The 579-nt window shown below is 50.9% G+C and carries 5 tRNA genes; all 5 read right to left on the reverse strand.

The window, feature by feature from the left end:
• Positions 1-67: 67 nt before the first annotated feature.
• The 5 genes from WG8_RS22285 to WG8_RS22305 all read right to left on the reverse strand — a co-directional run bounded on the left by WG8_RS22285 (position 68) and on the right by WG8_RS22305 (position 481).
• A tRNA-Arg gene (locus tag WG8_RS22285) sits at positions 68-144 on the reverse strand.
• A 5-nt stretch (positions 145-149) separates the two neighbouring features.
• A tRNA-Gly gene (locus tag WG8_RS22290) sits at positions 150-224 on the reverse strand.
• 10 nt (positions 225-234) lie between these two features.
• Positions 235-315 (reverse strand) — tRNA-Leu (locus WG8_RS22295).
• Positions 316-326: 11 nt separating this feature from the next.
• A tRNA-Lys gene (locus tag WG8_RS22300) sits at positions 327-402 on the reverse strand.
• 4 nt (positions 403-406) lie between these two features.
• A tRNA-Gln gene (locus tag WG8_RS22305) sits at positions 407-481 on the reverse strand.
• Positions 482-579 lie beyond the last annotated feature (98 nt).

Here is a 579-nt window from a genome sequence, read left to right on the forward strand (position 1 = left end):
CCCCTGGTCCCAAACCAGGTGCTCTACCAAGCTGAGCTACATCCCGATATTATAGATTTTGTAAATATGGCGCGCCCTGAGAGATTCGAACTCCCGGCCTTTTGATTCGTAGTCAAACGCTCTATCCAGCTGAGCTAAGGGCGCAAATATGGAGCGGACGACGGGAATCGAACCCGCGACCCTCGCCTTGGCAAGGCGATGCTCTACCGCTGAGCCACGTCCGCAAAAACAATATGCGCGTGAAGGGACTCGAACCCCCACGTCAAAGACGCTAGATCCTAAGTCTAGTGCGTCTGCCAATTCCGCCACACGCGCATATAATGTAATGGTGAGCCATGAAGGACTCGAACCTTCGACACCCTGATTAAAAGTCAGGTGCTCTACCAACTGAGCTAATGGCTCTCAATGGCTGGGGATATAGGATTTGAACCTATGCATGACGGAGTCAAAGTCCGTTGCCTTACCGCTTGGCTAATCCCCAATATGCATATGATTCACAATTCCCCAACTTTTCATCCTTTTATTCGGATAAAAATGGTGGAGGCTGAGGGGATCGAACCCCCGACCCTCTGCTTGTAA

It is taken from the genome of Paenibacillus sp. Aloe-11, from assembly GCF_000245715.1.
In the GTDB taxonomy this organism is placed as follows: domain Bacteria; phylum Bacillota; class Bacilli; order Paenibacillales; family Paenibacillaceae; genus Paenibacillus; species Paenibacillus kribbensis.